The 17,434-nt window shown below is 69.1% G+C and carries 19 protein-coding genes and 1 tRNA gene; 8 read left to right on the top strand and 12 right to left on the bottom strand.

Features of this window, described 5'->3' with window-relative positions:
* Nucleotides 1-327 precede the first annotated feature (327 nt).
* Entirely contained in the window at nt 328-630 is a 303-nt protein-coding gene (locus ACFQ4H_RS07110; RefSeq protein ID WP_377568239.1) for a TraR/DksA family transcriptional regulator, read from the bottom strand.
* Between the two features lie 900 nt (nt 631-1,530).
* Between ACFQ4H_RS07110 and ACFQ4H_RS07105 the strand changes: the two genes are divergently transcribed.
* Complete coding sequence (locus ACFQ4H_RS07105) at nt 1,531-1,854, top strand: TraR/DksA family transcriptional regulator (protein WP_377568237.1); 324 nt, start codon at nt 1,531-1,533, stop codon at nt 1,852-1,854.
* Between the two features lie 165 nt (nt 1,855-2,019).
* On the opposite strand, the gene ACFQ4H_RS07100 is transcribed toward ACFQ4H_RS07105, so the two are convergent.
* Complete coding sequence (locus ACFQ4H_RS07100) at nt 2,020-2,793, bottom strand: rod shape-determining protein (RefSeq protein WP_377568235.1); 774 nt, start codon at nt 2,791-2,793, stop codon at nt 2,020-2,022.
* A gap of 274 nt (nt 2,794-3,067) precedes the next feature.
* Here ACFQ4H_RS07100 and ACFQ4H_RS07095 point away from each other — a divergent pair, with 274 nt between their 5' ends.
* Nucleotides 3,068-4,000 carry a rod shape-determining protein gene (locus ACFQ4H_RS07095; protein ID WP_377568233.1) on the top strand — a complete coding sequence of 311 codons (933 nt, stop codon included), beginning with the start codon at nt 3,068-3,070 and terminating at the stop codon, nt 3,998-4,000.
* Between the two features lie 80 nt (nt 4,001-4,080).
* Complete coding sequence (locus ACFQ4H_RS07090) at nt 4,081-4,401, top strand: TraR/DksA family transcriptional regulator (protein WP_377568231.1); 321 nt, start codon at nt 4,081-4,083, stop codon at nt 4,399-4,401.
* 76 nt (nt 4,402-4,477) lie between these two features.
* Here ACFQ4H_RS07090 and ACFQ4H_RS07085 read toward each other — a convergent pair whose 3' ends face one another.
* Nucleotides 4,478-5,104 carry a response regulator gene (locus tag ACFQ4H_RS07085; protein WP_377568229.1) on the bottom strand — a complete coding sequence of 209 codons (627 nt, stop codon included), beginning with the start codon at nt 5,102-5,104 and terminating at the stop codon, nt 4,478-4,480.
* Nucleotides 5,101-6,399, bottom strand: a complete 1,299-nt coding sequence (locus ACFQ4H_RS07080) for a sensor histidine kinase (RefSeq protein WP_377568227.1) — start codon at nt 6,397-6,399, stop codon at nt 5,101-5,103. Before ACFQ4H_RS07080 ends, ACFQ4H_RS07085 begins: the two co-directional genes overlap by 4 nt.
* Nucleotides 6,400-6,534: 135 nt before the next feature.
* On the opposite strand from ACFQ4H_RS07080, the gene ACFQ4H_RS07075 reads away from it, so the two are divergent.
* The 3 genes from ACFQ4H_RS07075 to ACFQ4H_RS07065 are packed head-to-tail and all read left to right on the top strand — an operon-like array spanning nt 6,535 to nt 8,571.
* A complete protein-coding gene (locus ACFQ4H_RS07075; protein ID WP_377568225.1) occupies nt 6,535-7,602 on the top strand; it encodes an FtsX-like permease family protein in 1,068 nt (355 codons plus the stop codon).
* A gap of 50 nt (nt 7,603-7,652) precedes the next feature.
* Nucleotides 7,653-8,372, top strand: a complete 720-nt coding sequence (locus ACFQ4H_RS07070) for an ABC transporter ATP-binding protein (RefSeq protein WP_377568223.1) — start codon at nt 7,653-7,655, stop codon at nt 8,370-8,372.
* A gap of 10 nt (nt 8,373-8,382) precedes the next feature.
* The gene (locus ACFQ4H_RS07065) at nt 8,383-8,571 is read left to right on the top strand and encodes a hypothetical protein (protein ID WP_377568221.1); all 189 of its coding nucleotides are present in this window, start codon (nt 8,383-8,385) and stop codon (nt 8,569-8,571) included.
* A gap of 89 nt (nt 8,572-8,660) precedes the next feature.
* Here the strand turns inward: ACFQ4H_RS07065 and ACFQ4H_RS07060 are convergent, their stop codons facing one another.
* From ACFQ4H_RS07060 to ACFQ4H_RS07045, 4 genes are all read right to left on the bottom strand, one after another.
* On the bottom strand, nt 8,661-8,996 hold the full coding sequence (locus ACFQ4H_RS07060) for a hypothetical protein (protein ID WP_377568219.1): 336 nt from the start codon (nt 8,994-8,996) through the stop codon (nt 8,661-8,663).
* 176 nt (nt 8,997-9,172) lie between these two features.
* Nucleotides 9,173-9,514 (bottom strand): YciI family protein, encoded by a 342-nt coding sequence (locus ACFQ4H_RS07055; protein ID WP_377568217.1) that lies wholly within the window; start codon nt 9,512-9,514, stop codon nt 9,173-9,175.
* Nucleotides 9,515-9,723: 209 nt separating this feature from the next.
* A tRNA-Pro gene (locus ACFQ4H_RS07050) sits at nt 9,724-9,800 on the bottom strand.
* 69 nt (nt 9,801-9,869) lie between these two features.
* Entirely contained in the window at nt 9,870-10,763 is an 894-nt protein-coding gene (locus tag ACFQ4H_RS07045; RefSeq protein WP_377568216.1) for a metallophosphoesterase, read from the bottom strand.
* A 25-nt stretch (nt 10,764-10,788) separates the two neighbouring features.
* On the opposite strand from ACFQ4H_RS07045, the gene ACFQ4H_RS07040 reads away from it, so the two are divergent.
* Nucleotides 10,789-11,244, top strand: coding sequence for a GatB/YqeY domain-containing protein (locus ACFQ4H_RS07040; protein WP_377568214.1), 456 nt, complete (start codon nt 10,789-10,791; stop codon nt 11,242-11,244).
* Nucleotides 11,245-11,371: 127 nt separating this feature from the next.
* Here the strand turns inward: ACFQ4H_RS07040 and ACFQ4H_RS07035 are convergent, their stop codons facing one another.
* Nucleotides 11,372-13,783 (bottom strand): penicillin-binding protein, encoded by a 2,412-nt coding sequence (locus ACFQ4H_RS07035; protein WP_377568257.1) that lies wholly within the window; start codon nt 13,781-13,783, stop codon nt 11,372-11,374.
* A gap of 405 nt (nt 13,784-14,188) precedes the next feature.
* On the opposite strand from ACFQ4H_RS07035, the gene ACFQ4H_RS07030 reads away from it, so the two are divergent.
* Entirely contained in the window at nt 14,189-14,491 is a 303-nt protein-coding gene (locus tag ACFQ4H_RS07030; protein WP_377568212.1) for a WhiB family transcriptional regulator, read from the top strand.
* On the opposite strand, the gene ACFQ4H_RS07025 is transcribed toward ACFQ4H_RS07030, so the two are convergent.
* The 3 genes from ACFQ4H_RS07025 to ACFQ4H_RS07015 form a co-directional block, all read right to left on the bottom strand.
* A complete protein-coding gene (locus ACFQ4H_RS07025) occupies nt 14,478-15,629 on the bottom strand; it encodes an ArsA family ATPase (RefSeq protein WP_377568210.1) in 1,152 nt (383 codons plus the stop codon). The genes ACFQ4H_RS07030 and ACFQ4H_RS07025 overlap by 14 nt on opposite strands.
* Before the next feature lie 54 nt (nt 15,630-15,683).
* Nucleotides 15,684-16,661 (bottom strand): ArsA family ATPase, encoded by a 978-nt coding sequence (locus ACFQ4H_RS07020; RefSeq protein ID WP_377568208.1) that lies wholly within the window; start codon nt 16,659-16,661, stop codon nt 15,684-15,686.
* 25 nt (nt 16,662-16,686) lie between these two features.
* Nucleotides 16,687-17,434 (bottom strand): Rv0361 family membrane protein (locus tag ACFQ4H_RS07015; protein ID WP_377568206.1); only part of this gene is annotated, 748 nt, incomplete at its 5' end.

The raw sequence follows: 17,434 nt of genomic DNA, 5'->3' as shown, positions 1-17,434 counted from the left end.
ACGCCCGAAGCTCGGCCCGCTCATCCGACGACATCTCCACCGACACAGCCAACCACAACACATCTCAAGTAAAGACATCGGGATCACGAGACACTAGGCGCACATCTGGCGTTTCGGGGTGGGGGGCGGAGGGGTCCACCCGGCAAGCCGGGCGGAGTCGGCCCCAGCTTACTCAGCGTGCTGTTGTTTTGCCGATCTCTAGATCGAAGATGGCACCGCTATCGGTGGAGGTATGCCATATCGCTATCTTCCAATCACCGGTCGCAACCGGGATATGGGCGGATTGCCAGGAAAATCGGAATCAGAGCAGCTCCGCCCGGGTCGTGATCACTCTTCGCACGACGCGCAGAACCCGGCGGCCGGATGCTGGGCGAGGCGCTCGATCGGGATCTCCGCCTGGCACCGCTGGCAGACTCCGTACGCGCCATGATCCAGATAGTGCAGGGCCCGGGCGATGTCTCCCAGCGCCTGTCGGGAGGCGGCGGTCAGCGTCGCTGCGGTGTCGGCGTCACCCCCTCGACACCGACTGTCGCCCGCCTGCCGGTCCAGCAGCGCCAACTGGGTGGTGTGCCGCTCGTACTGCTCCTGTAGCACCATCCGCAGGACACCGAGTTCGCCCTGCCTGCTCATCATCCGCACCTTCGGGTTCCTTCCCTGGATAAAACGAAGGGCGGAGCGCCTGTCGCACTCCGCCCGCCCGAACGATCTCCGTGGAGATCGGGTACGGGTGGGCCCCGGTCGACCGGTCGCGGCGAGCGCGGCGGGGCGACCACCGGCGTACCGCCGGCCCGGCGACCGAGACCGGCCAGCGATCCGTTGACCGGGGACGGGGCGGGGCAGCGTCGGTACCGGACCGGCAGGACGGTCTCCGCGACGACAGGTTCGAGCATCCGTACGACGACGGGGAGGGTGGTCGGTCGACGATCGGATGCCGTCGCTACCGGTGCGGGTGCCGCGTCGGCTGCCGCCGCGACCTCGCGCCCCGCGCTGCGGGTGCGTGTGGAGGAGGTTCGGCCACCGGTGACCACGGCGCCACCATAGACCGCCGGTCAGACCCGGGCCAGTTCGCCGTACGCCGCTGGTGGCCCCGCTCACCAGGTCGGCGGTGTGGCCGTCGATGGCCTTCACGATGCCCGATCCGACGTACGCCCGGTCGGCCGTGCCTCCCGGTTCCGAACAGGCGCATCACGGAGGGCGAGAACGGGCACTCTGTAATGCGTTGGTTTCTGGCTGTGTGGGGCCTATGGTGTGCGGATGGAACCGGTTGCGTCGTGCTGGCGGACCGGCGTCACAGTCGTGACGCCGGCGTCGGCCGCTGCGCCGGTCGTGGTCCAGGGGCGTGCGGCCATCGCGTACACCCAGGCCACAGGCCTTGTTCCCGCGTTCTCGCCGCAGAGCGCTTCGGCCAGCTACGGGCTGCCGAGCCCTACCCCGGCCGGCCGTAGCCCGCCGGCGGTCGCGTTCATTCGCAGACACGGCCACCAGGGCGGAGCTTCCTAGCTCCGGCCTTTTTCTTTTATGGGGACAAGAATGAGTACGGACACCCACGGCACCGCCGAACACGGCTGGATCGACGACCTGCGTACCCAGCTGACGGGCGAGTTCGAGGCGCAGACCGCGCGACTGACCGAGCTCACCGCAGACGCCGGCGATTCCGGCGAGGCACACACCCGGGCGGCACTGATCGCCGCCACCCGCCAAAGCCTGACCCAGGTGACCGAGGCACTACGCCGGATCGCCGAGGGACGCTACGGCGCCTGTGAGAAGTGCGCAGGCGAGATCCCACGGGAGCGGCTGGAGATCCTGCCGCACGCCCGCTTCTGCGTGCCATGCCAGCAGAAGCACGGGGTCTGACCCGTATCCGGCACGAATCCATCGAGCCCACCAGCGGCGGGGCCGGGCATGGAGCCCGGCCCCGATCCGCAGTTCGGTGGTCAGTCGAGTTGGTCGAGTCAGCCGAGTCAGCCGAGTCAGCCGAGTCAGCCGAGTCGGTCGAGTCGGTCGAGTCAGCCGAGTCGGTCAGGCGGTCAGCAGGAGGCGCAGCCCCCTGATGGTCGCGAGTTGACTTTCGGCGGGCATCGTGACGACCCGACCGGTCAGTGCGGCCAGCCGGGAACCCGCGTCGGTACCGACCGCGCCACCGCCGGTCAGCAGCAGCAACCGTCGACGACCCGAGCGGGCGGTCGCGCGGGTCAGCCGCCGTACCACGTCCGCGATGGCGGACACCTGGTCGAGCGGGTTGTCGATGCCGATCCGTTCCGCGGCGGTGACCGCACCGGAGGCGATCCGGACCACCTCCGTACGCCCGTGCCCGAGGTCCACGGCGACGACGTCACAGCCGGCATCGAGGGTGGCCTGACAGGCCAGCGCGGCGGCCAGCGGCTCCTCCACCGTCACCACCCGGCCCCGCGTCGTCTGACTGACGGCGGCGATGAGGAGATCCTGCTGCCACAGGGTGGCGGTGGCGGGCACACCGACGAGCACCGGTGACATGTCCCCGGGCGGCCGTCCACTGGCCGCGACCAGCCGCTGGAGCAGGTGGACGCAGGCCGGGAAGTCGTCGACGACACCGTCGCGTACCGGCCGTACGAGCCGTACGTCGCCGGACCCGGCCAGCGCGAGCGCGGCACGACCCACCGCAGCCGGGACGCCCTCCCGGTCGTACGCGATCACTGTCGGCTCGTCGATGACGGAACTGCCAGCCGGTGTCCAGACCCGGACGTTCGCGGTGCCCAGGTCGATGGCCAGCGGATGCCGGACACCGGAACGGGCGTACACGCCGGGGCTGAGCATTGGAGCGCTCCCTTCGAGCAGATCGGTGACCGGTCGGGGACAGGTACCGCGCGACCGGTCGTTGATGTGACCGGCCACCATAGCCGTACGGTCAGGAAATGGCCACGCTGCGCCGTTGGACCCGGTGGTGTGCGAGTTCCTGATTGCCGACGGTCGGCAAATACGGCGGCTGTTGTTCGCCGCCCGCAGCCCATGCCGTCCTCGGTGCCAGGGCGCACGCTGGAACTTCGATGTCAGAACAAGGACGTCGTACGGGACCAGCGAGGAGGCGGTGATGACGATCAGTACGGCGAGCACGGCCCGCGCCGGCTCAGACGCTCGTCGGCACCCGTTCGCCACAGCGCGGCTGCCCGAGTCCTTCGCCGTGCCCGAATCTTTCGCCCTGCCGGAATCCTTCGCTCGGCTCGGGTCCTTCGCCCCGCCCGGAACCTCCTCCGCACCAGCTGCAGCAGCTCCACCGCGACGTGACGTCCAGCCGGACCGGACCACTACCGCTCAACCAGCGGCGGTCGCAGTGGATCTCGGTAGCGGGTACACCCGGGTCTGGGCAGCCGCCCGGCCCACCCTCACCGCCCCGACCACCGGGGAGGTGCTGCGCCGACCCGTTCCGCTGCTACGTCGCGGCCGGATCATCGACGTTGCCGGTTGCATCTCGCTGCTCACCAGGATGCTGGGCGAGCACCGACACCTGATGCCGGAGCGTCCGGTCGTGGTCGCCTGTCGGCCGGTCCTGGCCAGCCTGGACGACCAGGCCAAGCTCCGTCGAGTCCTCACCGACGTCTTCGAACCGTCCCGGATCCTGCTCGTGGACACCGTGCTGGCGGCGGCGATGGGCGTCGGAGCGGCCAGCGGTGCGCTGCTCGTGGTCGACATCGGTCAGCAGTTGACCGAGGTGGCCTGTCTGGCGAACGGCCGGGTCACCGCAGCTCGCCGGGTGGACCTCGGCACCCGCGACCTGGCCCTGGGCATCGTCCCGGGGCTGTTGGCCGAGATCGTCGCCCGACTGGCGCGCGACCTGCTGCGGGAACCAGCCGGACCGGGCGCCGTGCTCGTCGTGGGTGGTGGTGCGGAGACGGCAGAGCTGACCGCACAACTGGCGGCAAGCCTGCGGATCCCCGTACGTGCGGCAGCGACGCCGCACAGCGCGGCGGTGACCGGTGCCGGCCTCGCCGCGATGGCAGCGGCCCGGCATCCCGCCGTCAGCTGACCCAGGCCCAACTGTCGTCCCCGAACCACGCCGTACGCGGACGTGGTTTCGGTGTCCGACCCGTCGAAAGGACCAGGTACGTGACCAGCACCGTGCACAACCCCGCCGAGCTGCTCCGCGACACCCTGGAGCAGCAGTTCAAGCTGCACACCGATCAGTTGACCGAGTTGACGGTGTTCAGCCGGCAGCCCGACCTGGGTGGCTACGACCGTGACACGCTCAACGGGCTGATCGCCTCGGCCCGGCAGGGCGTGGCCGACACCGCACAGGCGTTGCGCCGCATGTCCGAAGGCACGTACGGCGTCTGCGAGCGTTGCCAGAAGAACATCCCGGTCGGACGGCTGGAGATCCTGCCGCATGCCCGCTTCTGCGTGCCGTGCCAGGAGAAGCAGTCGGCCTGACACGAGTAGCCGTCAGCTCGACGGGAGAACCAGTCGGCCTGACGGCAGTCTCGACACAACGGCTCGACGAGCGGTCTCAACGGATCGTGCCACGGCGGCGGGCCTCTGCGGCCGCCGCCGTACGGTTGTCGACGCCGAGCTTGGCGAACACCTGCACCAGGTGGGACTTGACCGTGGCCTCGGTGATGAACAACCGTCGGGCGATGGCCTGGTTGCTCTGTCCGTCGGCGACCATCTGCAGGATCTCGGTCTCGCGTGGAGTGAGTGTCCGCCCCGGCGACCGGACCCGGGACACCAGCCGGGTGGCGACCGACGGAGCCAGCACGGTCTCGCCGGTTGCGGCCGTACGGATCGCGGCCAGCAGATCCGCCGGCTCGGCGTCCTTGAGCAGGTAACCGGTCGCCCCGGCCTCGATCGCGGGCAGGATGTCGGCGTCGCTGTCGTACGTGGTCAGGATCAGGACCCGGGGCGGCTGGGCCAGTTGGCGGATCCGCCGGGTCGCCTCGGCCCCGTCGATGCCGGCACCCAGTTGCAGGTCCATCAGCACCAGGTCGGGACGAAGCTCGGCGATCCGGTCGAGAGCGGCTTCACCGGTGGCCGCCTCCCCGACGACGGTGATGCCGGGGGCGGCGTCGAGCGCGGCCCGGAGACCACCCCGGACGATCGGATGGTCGTCGACGAGAAGTACCCGGATCGTGTTCATGCGGCCTCATCTGCGATCGGAATCGTGGCGCTGAGCGCGGTGCCCTGGCCGGGTACGGATTCGATGACCAGTGACCCGCCGACCTCGGCCAGCCGGGCCCGCATGGCGGACAGCCCGAGCCGGGTACCGGCGGTCGCGTCGACGGCGGGGTGGGCGGGATCGAACCCCCGCCCGTCGTCGGCGACGTCGAGGCTGACGGCGTGCGGCAGGAAGGTGAGGGTGACCACGACCCGCCGGGCAACGGCGTGTGACCGTACGTTGCCGAGCGCCTCCTGGGCGGCCCGCAGCAGGGTCACCTCGACGGGGGTGGGCAGCGGATAGGGCTCGCCGTCCACGGTGAACCGGGTGTCCAGCTCGAACTCCCGGGTGGTCTCGGTCAGGCGGCGTAGCGCCTCGGGCAGTGATCGGCCGACCAGTTCGGCCGGGGCGAGGGCCCGTACCAACCGACGGGTGTCGTCCAGCGCGGAGTGCGCGGCGGTCGCCGCCGTGTCGAGTTGCTGACGGGCAGCGGGCGGCGCGTCGAGGTACGCGTTCCGCGCCGTCCGGAGCAGCAGGATGATGCTGGAGAGGCTCTGGGCGACCGTGTCGTGGATCTCGCGGGCCAACCGTTCCCGTTCGGCCAGCGTGCCGGCGCGGCGCTCGGTGGCGGCAAGCTGGTCCTGGGCGGCGGTCAGTTCGGCCAGTAGCCGGGCGCGGGTGTCCGCTTCCCGGCGCAGCCCCTGGTAGACCAGGGTGATCACCACGGCGACGGCGGCTCCGATGACCGGCCCGAGTACGGCCGCCGGGTCGAGCCGTCCCCGGTGCAGGCCGAAGGCGGCGATCGCCCCGGCGGTCAGCACCGCCACCGCCGGCAGGGCGGCGCCCAGCGGAAGCAGTTGGGTGTAGAGCAGGAACAGGATGAAGGCCAGCCACACGAAGTCGACCGACAGGACGACCAGCACCGTGCAGCCGACGGTGAGCGTCAGCAGCCAGGTCAGACCGAGGGAACGGGTGGGTGCGCGGCCAATGGGTTCTGCGCGGCCAATGGGTTCTACGCGGCCAACCGGTCCGACGCGGCCAATCGGTTCGGCGTGGCCGGTCGGTTCGGCGGCGCGGGTGTGGGCGCGGTGCGCCAGTCCGACGCCCACCGCGTACCAGGTGCCGACCGCCAGTGCGACGGCCAGCACGGCCGCCGGATGACGGTCGTCGAGCACGGACCGGACGAGCCCCACGACCAGCAACGCGGCGAACAGCACATGCTCGGCCCGGCGGAGCAGGACCAGCGCGACCGAATCCGACAGTGCGATTTCACCCATGGCGCTACCGACAGTAGTGGTGCTGTGGTCGGGTACGTCCCCAACTTTGGTTGGAGATCGGCCTGCCACGTTCGAGGCGTCGCCTCCCGTCCCGGGTCCGATGCGGGCAGCCCCCTCAACGGGAACGCTGGACCCATGTTCATCGCACTTCGTGATCTGCGGTTTGCCCGCGGCCGGTTCGCGCTCCTCATCAGCGTCATCGCACTGATGACGCTGATGGTGGTGCTGCTCACCGGGCTGACCGCCGGGCTCGGCGCGGCCAGCATCTCGGCGGTGGCGCAACTGCCGGTCGACGACATCTCCTTCCAACAGCCCGCGTCCGGGCAGAAGGTCGCGTTCACGACCAGCGCCCTGCCGGCGGGTACGGCCGGAACGATCGCCGGTCAGCCGGGCGTGACCGCCGCGTACCCGCTCGGGGTGTCCACCACCCGGTTGCAGGCCGGTGACCGCTCGGCGGCGGTGACCCTGCTCGGTGCCGACCCGGCCCTGCACCCGGACCGCCAGCGGGGTACGACTCCCGCAGCCGGCGAGGTGGCGATCACCGCCGATCTGGCCGAGGAGCAGTCGCTGCACGTCGGCGACCGGATCCAGCTCGGCGGACAGGACGTACGGATCGCCGCGATCGTCGTCACCACCTCGTTCAACCACCTGCCCGTCGCGTACACCTCGATTGACACCTGGCGGCAGCTGTCCCGAGCGGAAACGATCACCGCCGTGGCGGTCGTCCGGGACGGTGGCGACCCGGCGGCCATCGACCGAGCCGCCGGCACCACCACGGTCAGCCGCGAGGAGGCGTACGGCGCGGTCGGCGGCTACTCGTCTGAGCAGGGCTCACTGAACCTCATGCGCGGGCTGCTGCTGGGCGTGTCCGTGCTGGTCGTCGGGGCGTTCTTCACCGTCTGGACCATGCAGCGCGCCGGTGACCTGGCGGTCGTACGGGCCATCGGGGGCGGTCGGGGCTACCTGCTCAGGGATGCCCTCGGCCAGGCCGCGGTGGTGCTGCTGGCCGGTGCCGTGGTCGGTGCGGGTGTCGCCGCCGGTCTGGGGCTCCTGGCGAAACAGGCCGTGCCCTTCGTGCTGGATGCCGGCACCGTCGGGGTTCCGCTGGTGGCGATGGTCGTGGTCGGTCTGCTGGGCGCTGCGGTCTCCGTACGGCGGGTCAGCGGGGTCGACCCGTTGACCGCCCTGGGCGCGGCCCGGTGACGTCGTCCCCTTTTCCCGATCCGTTCGACGATCTGCCTGGGAGCAGTCCGATGACCCTCAGCTTGACCGACGTCCGCCTCACCTACCCGGACGGCGACCGGCGGCTGGTTGCGCTGGCCGATGTCGACCTGCACGTCGCCGCCGGGGAACTGGTCGCCGTCACCGGGCCGTCCGGTTCCGGCAAGTCCAGCCTGCTGGCCGTGGCCGGCGCTCTGATCACCGCCGAGTCCGGCACGGTCACCATCGGTGGCGTCGACCTCGGCGCGCTCGACCAGCCCGCCCGGGACCGCCTCCGTCGGGAACAGATCGGCTTCGTGTTCCAGCAGGCCAACCTGCTCGGTTCGCTGACCGCCCTGGACCAGTTGCTGCTGGTGGCCCACATCAGCCGGGTGCCCCGTGCCGTCGCCCGGGAGCGGGCCCAGCGGCTGCTGGACCGGGTGGGCCTGGCCGCGAAGGCCGGGAAGCGCCCGCACCAGCTTTCCGGCGGGGAGCGTCAGCGGGTCGGGGTGGCCCGGGCGCTGATGGGCGAACCGAGCCTGTTGCTGGTCGACGAGCCGACCTCCGCGCTCGACCATGATCGCGGCGAGACGGTCGTACGGATGCTGCGCGACATCACCCACGAGAACCAGGTGGCGACCGTCATGGTCACCCACGACGTGCAGCACCTGCACCTCACCGACCGGGTGGTGACGATGCACGACGGGCAGTTGACCCCGGCACAGCCGATCGTGACCGGTCGAGGGGCAGGTACGGTGGCGGCCGTCCGATAGGGTCCGCCATGTGGATCTCCGTTCGAGGCGTGCGACCACCGTACGAAAGCTCGGGAGCGTGGCGCTGGCCGCAGGACTCCTGATCTCGGTGCTCTCCCTGCTCAGTGACGGCGGACCGGTGGAGGCGCAGATCCTGGCGGGACTGCTGGTCGTTACCGGAATCGGATTGCGCATCGAGGCGGCGATCTACCGGCCGTAATCGCCCGATCCGACCGTCGGATGACCACCGTCCCGTCGAGATGATCACCGAATGGGCGCCGGTCACCTGGCAGCGGAGCGGGCCCATCGTCAGCGGCGCGGCCATCCATGATCGAAGATCGGGTATCGATCCGTCGCTTCCTGATCACCTTCGCTCGGCATGGTTGATCCATGGAAAACCGCCGCATCCGGGCCGAGTGATCCGTCGTCATCCGGTTCGTCCCGCCACCGGGGCGCCCACTCGATGCGGAACGCGTGCCCGAGCCGCACCGCCACCGCATAGGCGGCTTCGGGGATGTCCGCAAGGTCGAGGGTCTCGCCGCGCAGGGCGAGCTGCGCGTACAACTCGCAGGCAATGGCGTTCCGAAGGCGGGCCAAATCGGCCGAAATCTCGTGGTCGGCGTCAGCGATCGGCTGAATGTCCATAGCCGTCACGGTTCGCCTTTCGTCGGCTGTCGTCAATCACCTGTCGCCCCTCTGTAAGGCTCCCCACGTCGCACGGCCAGTGGGCGGAGTTTTCTGGCTCATCGCAATTGACGGTGCAACGGGAGCGTGATCGGGGCCACCTGGATTCTCGGCGCAATGGGCGAGGTCGAGGCCCGTCAGCTGGCGGGGTCGTACTGGAACGCGCGGACCTCCTGCGCGCATCGGCAGGCGACCGCGATCTTCGCGGCCCACTTCAGTGCCGCCTCGCGGGACGGCAGTTCCAGAACCGCGTAGCCGCCTTCGAGTTGCTGCGTCTGCGGGTATGTGCCCTCGGTCACGGCCCCGTCCCCATCCACCATGACAGGCGGAACGCTTTCGTCGATGCCGCCGCCGAACACCCAGACGCCGGCGTCCTTCGCCTCCTGCACCACCGCGTGCGACGCATCCGAAACCGCCTGGAGATCCTCGGCTGGAAAAACCATGGCGCTACTCGGAAACGAGATCAGGTACTTCGTCATTGCGTCGACTCCTTCTTCGCGCCTCAGGGATCGCACCCATCCTCGCCGACGTCGGCGTGCCACGCATGCACGAGCCTGCCCCGTTCTTCCGGACACCTGGATCGAGGCAATGATTGTGGGTTTCTCCCAGATTTCTCCCCGAAAAGGTCCAGCAATGCGTCAGGGCCGGTCTCCCCTGTGGGGAAACCGGCCCTGACGTGCACTAACTCTGGTCGGGGTGGCCGGATTTGAACCGACGACCTCTTCGTCCCGAACGAAGCGCGCTACCAAGCTGCGCCACACCCCGAGGCGTGCTGAGCAATAGTAGCCCACCGCCTCCGGCGGTCAAACTTGGTATCCCGGGTGCCGGTCGACCTCAGCGGGGGACCAGCGTCAGCAGGGACGCTTCGGGCGGGCAGGCGAAGCGGACCGGTGCCGTCGGGTGGGTGCCGAGACCGGCGGAAACGTGTAGCCAGGCGTCCGAGTCGGGCCAGCGGTGCAGTCCCCGGGCCATCGACCGGGGCAGCTCACAGTTGGTAACCAGGGCACCGACGAACGGTACGCGTACCTGGCCGCCGTGGGTGTGTCCGGCCAGTAGCAGGTCGAAACCGTCGGTGGCCATGTCGTCCAGCACCCGGGGCTCGGGGGAGTGGGTGAGGGCGATCGCCAGGTCGGCCTCCGGGGACACCAGCCCGGTTACCGACGCGTAGTCGTCCCGCCCGATGTGCGGGTCGTCCACGCCGACCACCTCGATGGTCCGTCCGCCCGCCTTGATCGACGTACGGGCGTTGTTGAGGTCCACCCAGCCTGCGGTGACCAGTGCCTCGCGGAGGTCGTCAGCGGGCAGCTCGACGCCCTGGACGTACTCGCGATCGGGGAAGAAGTAGCTGAACGGGTTCTTCCAGACCGGGCCCCGGTAGTCGTTCGAGCCGAAGACGAAGACGCCCGGGAAGTCGAGCAGCGGCTGCAACGCCCGCAGTGCGCCGGGCACCGCTTCGGGGTGGGCGAGATTGTCCCCGGTCACCACGACCAGATCCGGGTCGGTGGCGGCCAGCGACGCCACCCACTCCTGCTTGCGCCGCTGTCCGGGCGTCATGTGCAGGTCGGAGACGTGCAGGATACGTAGCGGCTCCGTGTCGGTCGCCAGCACCGGTACGTCGTACCGCCGCAGGGTGAACATGTTCCGTTCGATGATTGACGCGTACGCCAGGGCGGCGCCCCCGATCGCGGCGGTCCCGGCGGCCAGTCGTAATACGGTGCGCTTTCGCATGGCGCTCAGGGTAGTTTGACCGTCCATGGGCACGTTGAAGGACCTCCTGACCGCAGACATGCGTACGGCGCTGAAGGCGCGTGACGAACTGACCACCTCGACCCTGCGAATGGCGCTGGCGGCCATCGGTAACGCCGAGGTCGCGGGGAAGGCCAAGCGGGAACTGTCCGACGACGAGGTGCTGGCCGTGCTGACCAAGGAGGCGAAGAAGCGCCGCGAGGCGGCGACCGCGTTCGCGGACGCCGGCCGGACCGAGCTGGCGGCCAAGGAGAGCGCCGAAGGCGAGGTGCTCGACCGGTACCTGCCCAAGCAGCTCGATGACGCCGAGTTGGCCGAACTGGTCGCCGGGGCGCTGTCCGCCGGTGGGTTCACCGGTAAGGGTCAGATGGGCCCGGCCATGAAGGCGGCTCAGGCCGCGGTGGCCGGCCGTGCCGAGGGGGGCCGGGTCGCCGCCGAGGTACGGCGACAGCTCGGCGTCTGAGCGCCCCTGGGCGGGTTGGAGCCGGGAACGGCTCCTCCGGGCAGGACGCCGGCGGCCGAGACGACGGTGGGACAGAACAGCGGGCGGGCACCGACAGGTGCCCGCCCGCTGTGTTCAGCCGATCCGGTTATCGAGGTCGGCCAGGGCGATTGGGGCGGTTCGGCCCCTGGGACTGGTCGTCCTCGTCACGACCGTTGCCGTTGCTGATCTGGATGGTCACGGTGCCACCCTTCGAGGTACGCCCGTCGGGGCTGGTGCCGGCGACCGTGCCGGCCGGGCAGCTTGAGTTGACCCGGTCGGTGTCCACCTCGACGTTGAAACCGGCGTCCTTGATCCGGGCCCGCGCGGCGTCGACCGACTGGCACTTGACGTCGGGGATCGAGCGCTGTTCGCCGTTGGCGGTCTTGCTGCCGGGCGGGGTGAACTCGATGGACTCCTTGCCCTTCATCGCATCCCGCAGCGTTTCGTAGACCGCGGGGTTGATGATGCCGTGCGACATGAAGTCGGTGGTCTGTGCCCAGTCCGGGTCACCGAGGATGCCGGCGACCGACAGCTGCTTGGTGGTGACCACCATCGACGCGGTCTTCGCCGCGTCGGTGGTACCGGTCTTGCCGGCGACCGGCTTGCCGACGATGCGCCGGACGTCGGTGGCGGTGCCACCCCGGCACCGCGAGGTCGACGAATGGTCGCCGACCGGGCAGCGGGCGGCGTCGATGGCGGCCCGGGCCACCTCGGGCTTGACCGCCTGGTCACAGCGCGGGTTGGCGACGTCGAGCTTGTTGCCCTCGTGGTCGCGGATCTCCTGCACCGGGATCGGCTCGCAGTGCTTGCCGTCGGCGGCCAGGGTGGCGTACGCGTTGGCCAGGTCGAGCGGCGTGACGTCTGTGACGCCCAGGCTGAACGGACCCCAGTTGTTCGCGGCCTCCTTGTTGTCCGCGAAGTCGGCGTCGCTGGAGGAGAGGAACCGGATACCGAGCTTCCTTGCCGCCTCGACCACGCTCCACGTGCCGACCTGCTGCTGCAACGGGATGAAGTAGGTGTTCACCGACTTACCGAAGGCGCTCCACATGTTGTGCGGGCCGGCCAGGCTGGGGCTGGCGTTCTTCGGGCAGTAGTAGCTGGTGCCCGGGCAGGCGGCCTCGCCGTTGTAGTCGACCGGATACTTCGACTTGAACTGCACCGGCGCGTTGATCGTGTAGTCGAGCGGATAGCCTTTTTCGAGCGCGGCGACCAGCGTGAAGATCTTGAACGTCGATCCGGCCTGGTAACCGCGGATGTCGCCACCGCCGGTCAGCAGCGGGTTGGTGGTGTTCGGGTAGGTGCCCCGGATCTTCTTCTTGGCCTTCGCCGGGTTGCTGGAGATCTTGTTCTGTGGCTTGTTCGGGTCGTCCAGCTTGAAGTTCCGGTTGGTGGCCAGCGCCCGCACCCGACCGGTGCCCGGCTCGACCGCGGCGATCATCGGCGCGTTCTTGCTGCCCGTCTTCAGGTTCCGCTCGACGGCCTTCTTCGCCGCCTCCTGCGTCTTCACGTCAAGGCTGGTGATGATGGTGTAGCCACCGCTCTTCAGTCGACGCTCGCGGTCGTACCTCGTGGCACCGAACGTCTCCTCGTCCATCCACCAGCGGTAGAAGTAGTCGCAGAAGAAGCCCCAGTGGTTCTTGTTGGTCGCGACGCAGCCGTTCGGGGTCGCCTTGTCCTTCACGACGAGCTTGACCGCCTTGGCCGCGTCCGCCTCCTGCTGGGTGATTGCGCCGATCTTGACCATGTTGTTGATCACGTAGTCGCGGCGGGCAACGGCCTGAGGGTAACCGGTCTTGGTGGTCGGGTTGAACTCCGAGGGTGCCTTCACCAGTCCGGCCAGCATGGCTGACTCGTCGATCGTCAGGTCCTTCGGGTGCTTGCCGAAGTAGACCTGGCTGGCCGCGAAGATGCCGTAGGCGCCGTTGCCGAACGCGGCGAGGTTGAGATAACGCTCCAGGATCTCGTCCTTGGAAAGATCCTGGCTGATCTGCATCGCGTAACGGATTTCCCGCAGCTTGCGGGCCGTGGTGTCCTCGGTGGCGTCCACCACGTCCTGCGGGTGGGTGGCCGAGTAGGCGATCTGGAGACGGACGTACTGCATGGTCAGCGTGGAGGCACCCTGCTGGGTTTCTCCAGCACTGTTGTTCGCGAGAAAGGCCCGGCCGATTCCCTTCATGTCGACGCCGTTGTGCTTGTAGAAGTTGTGGTCCTCAGCGGCAATGATCGCCTTCTGCATGTTCGGCGAGACTTCCTTCAGCGGGATGTCCCGCCGGTTCTCGTCGTACATGGTGGCCAGCGGGGTCTTGCCGTCGGACGCGTAGAGGTAGCTGATCTGCGGCGACCGCTTGACGGTCAGCTCGCTGGGCAGCTTGTCGAAGGTTTCCGCACCAGCCTTCGCGGCCAGGCCGGACATCGCCACCACCGGGAAGGCGGCTGCTGCAACCACCACACCGGCCAGCAGTCCGCAGATCAGTAGCGATGCGGCGTTTGTAAGCAGATTGTGGTCACGCTTGCGCATCCAGGTCACTCCGTCAGGGTACGTCAATCAGCAACGAGGGCTGCTCCCGCGTACTTTCCCCATTTCCTGCGGGCGCTGGCCTCGTTGTGTTAGACGCACGGCCTTCGACGCGCGTTGCGTGTCGCTTCTGACAAGTGTCCACTACCCGGCGGACCTTCGCGGCGTTTTCGGTAAACGCCACCGGGTAGGCAGTGCCTTGCTGTCGGGCAATGAGTCGGGAGTGTCCGGATTAATAGATTTAGCCGACAACGTTGCGTAATCAGGCGACTACAGAGCATGATGGTGCTGCGAGGGGATCGCATGTCGTCCGGCGCGCCCGGGGTAGGCGCGGCGTACGGCCGGGGGGTTTATCGCCGGCTGGCCGGCATGAGTCGGTAGCGGGACTGCAAGGGGGGACGTATTCAGATGGGCATGATTCCAGACTGGCCCACGTTGGCAGCGTGCCAGAACGGTGATCCGGACGCGCTGTTCGTACAAGGCGCAGAACAGAACGTGGCGAAGAGAATCTGCCGCAGCTGCCCGGTGCGGTACGAGTGCCTGGCTGATGCGCTCGACAACCGTATCGAGTTCGGAGTGTGGGGTGGCATGACCGAGCGCGAACGCCGGGCGTTACTGCGCCGGCACCCCAACGTGCCGAGCTGGCGGAAGATGTTCGAGGCGGCCATGCGGGACAAGGACAAGGACAAGAACCTCGTCACTGCTGGCTGATCGCCACACCTATCGTGCGCAGCCCGTCGACGTCGTGTACGTCGGCGGGCTGCGCCGTTACCGCCACCGTCGGGACCTTCGGGAACGCGTTGGTGAACCGTGCGGCCACCCGCTGCTCACGCACGGCCTGTTGGGCCAGCGCCGCGTGCACCCGCAGCGCCTCGACCGTGGCGTCGTAACCTCCCGCCGCCGCCAACCGGTCAGCAGCAGCCAGGCTCTGCGCGGCGTCCGGCTCCGCGACCGTCGTACGGTGCACCCGGTTGAGCACCAGCCCGGCCAGCGGCATCCGCTCCTCGCCGAGCCGACCCGCGAAGTACGCCGCCTCCCGGACCGCGTCCGGCTCGGGCACCGCGACCAGCAGGAACGCCGTCTCCGGTGCCTGGAGGATCCGGTACGTCTGCTCGGCCCGCTGCCGGAACCCGCCGAACATGGAGTCCAGCGCGGCGACGAACCCGGACAGGTCGGTGAGCAGTTGTGCGCCGAGCACCTTCTGCACCACCTTCGAGAACATCCCGAACGATGCGGTGACCAGGCTGAACATGCTGCGTCCACCGCTGCGGGCCGGGGCCAACAGCATCCGCAGCATCCGGCCGTCCAGGAACCTGGAGAGCCGGGCCGGTGCGTCGAGGAAGTCCAGGGCCGAGCGTGACGGCGGGGTGTCGACGACGATCAGGTCCCACTCGCCCCGGGCATGCAACTGGCCCAGCTTCTCCATCGCCATGTATTCCTGCGTGCCGGCGAAGGTCGAGCTCATTGCCTGGTAGAAGGGGTTGGCGAAGATCTCCGCCGCCTTCGCCGGGTCGGTGTGCGTGAGCACGACGTCGTCGAAGGTCCGCTTCATGTCGAGCATCATGGCGTGCAGTTCGCCGCCGCTGGCCTCGACGTCGAGCCCCTTGACCTGGCGTGGAGTGTTGTCCAGCTCGGTCAGGCCGAGTGACTGGGCCAGCCGGCGCGCCGGGTCGATGGTGAGTACGACCGTACGACGACCATGCTGCTCTGCGGCGCGCAGCGCGAGCGCGGCGGCGGTCGTGGTCTTACCCACACCGCCCGCGCCGCAACAGACCACGATCCGTACGCCGGGATCGGCAAGGATGCGGTCGACGTCGAGTCGTGGCGCCGCGTGATCGGAAGGCACCAAACGAGCGTATCGGGACTGACGCACTATCCGCCCGGGGCAGCGGACAGGTGTGAGTCAACAATCGGTTTGGCGTAGCCGGTCGGCCAGCATTTCGAGGCTGGTGCGGTCGACCCCCTCGGGCAGCAACGGCAGCTCGATCAGCGGGCGGCCCAACTCGGCCAGGTCGGTACGCAGTGACTCCTCCAGCGCGTGGCGGGTCAGCTGGTCCTTGACCTCGCTGTGCAGTCCGGTGACGGTTGCCCGGTCGGTGGGCAACCCGGCTGCGGCGAGGCCCCGACGCAGCTCGGCCTGGGTGACCTTGCCGGTCAGGAGCGGTGATCGGGTGCTGTTGACGATGATCCGGCCGACCGGGATGTTCAGCTGGGTCAGTTCGCCGATCGCGTCGATCGTCTCCTGCACCGGCATCTCTTCGAGCAGCGTGACGACGTGAACGGCGGTCATCGGCGAGCGCAGCAGGGCCGCCACGCCCTCGCTCTGCGTCTTGATCGGGCCGACCTTGGCCAGGCGGGCGGCCTCCGCGGTCACGTTGAGGAAGCGGCCGATCCGGCCGGTGGGCGGGGCATCGAGTACGACGGCGTCGTAGACCCGGCGCTGGTTCGCGGTACGGGTCGTCGCCTCCTTCACCTTGCCGGTGAGCAGGATGTCCCGTAGTCCCGGGGCGATGGTGGTGGCGAAGTCGATCGCGCCGAACTTGCGCAGCGCCCGGCCGGCGGCTCCGAGCCGGTAGAACATGTCCAGGTATTCGAGAAGTGCTTCCTCGGGGTCCACCGCGAGGGCACGTACCTCGCCGCCCCCCGTCGTGCCGGCGATCCGCCGCTCCTCGTAGGGCAGCGGGTCGGTGTCGAAGAGTTGGGCGATGCCCTGCCGCCCCTCGACCTCCACCAGCAGGGTCCGTCGCCCGCCCGCCGCAAGGGCCAGGGCCAGGGCCGCGGCGACGCTGGTCTTCCCACTGCCGCCCTTGCCGGTCACCACATGCAGGCGGGCCGGCCAATCCGTACTAGCCGGGTTGGCCGGCCGCTCACCTGCTCGCACCCTTCGAGCCTAACCACTGTTGCGGTCAGGCCACCTCACACACCCACCAGCCAGCTTCTTCCTTCTCCACCACCGTGAACTTCAGCTGCTGTTCGGCGGTCTTCTCGTCGCTGGTGACCATGGTCAGCTTGGTCGACACGATCGACCGTTCGGTGTTCTCGTCGTCGATCTTCGGAGCGGTCCAGGTGAAGCGCGGGTTCTTGTGGGTCTCCGCCAGCTTCTTGATCTCTTCGACCCGCTTCTTGATCTTTGTTTCGTCGCGGGCCTCGGAACAGACCAGTTTTGCGGCCTTGTCGGCGTCGTGGTCGTTGTAGACGGCCCGCATGAACTCGTCGACCGCAGCGGTTGCCTCGGCTGCGCCCTGGCCGTCCTCGGCGTTACGCAACATCAGGAACGCGGCCACACCACCGCCACCGCAGAGCAGCAGCGCCACCGCCAGCACGATCGAGACGATCAGTACGCCCCGACGCTTCTTCGGGGCCGCCGGCGGCTGCCCGTACGGCGGGTATCCGGGCGGCGCGGCGGCCGAAAAGTCCGGCTGACCAGGCATTGGCTGGCCGGGCACCGGCTGGCCCGGGAAGGGCTGCCCGGGGGCGGGCTGAGCGGGGACCGGCTGACCCGGCATCGCCTGCCCGGGGTAGGGCTGGCCGGATACCGGCTGGCCCGGGAAGGGTTGGCCGGGAATCGGCTGGGTCGGCATCGCCTGGGTCGGGTAGGGCTGGCCGGACACCGGTTGGCCCGGGGCGGGCTGCCCGGGGTAGGGCTGGCCGGGC

The organism is Micromonospora sonneratiae (assembly GCF_042679305.1).
Classification (GTDB): Bacteria; Actinomycetota; Actinomycetes; order Mycobacteriales; family Micromonosporaceae; genus Micromonospora_H; species Micromonospora_H sonneratiae.
The sequence above is the reverse complement of the archived record's forward strand: the minus strand, read 5'-3'. Positions and strand labels throughout refer to the sequence as shown.